The sequence below is a fragment of the Corynebacterium sp. MSK122 genome (assembly GCF_030229435.2).
In the GTDB taxonomy this organism is placed as follows: Bacteria; Actinomycetota; Actinomycetes; order Mycobacteriales; family Mycobacteriaceae; genus Corynebacterium; species Corynebacterium marquesiae.
The window spans coordinates 1-227 of the sequence record NZ_JASPHV020000111.1; the positions used below are offsets into that span (position 1 = coordinate 1).

1 pseudogene is annotated in these 227 nt (G+C 58.1%); it reads left to right on the plus strand.

The annotated features are described in order from the left end of the window. Positions 1–227, plus strand: a pseudogene (locus QP934_RS11665) (IS3 family transposase); the annotation flags it as partial.

Genomic DNA, 227 nt, shown 5'->3' on the forward strand with positions numbered 1-227 from the left:
GCGAAGGCTTTCATATTGGTCGCGACAAGACCGCACGTCTGATGAAACTTGCAGGTGTTTCTGGCCGCAGACGTGGGCGAACCCCAATAACAACGGTAAGCCCGAAGACACCGGATCATCGCCCGGATCTTGTGCGCCGAAACTTCCGTGCGCAGGCACCAGGCAGGCTGTGGGTTGCCGACATTACCTACGTTCGCACCCTGTCAGGATTCGCCTACACCGCGTTT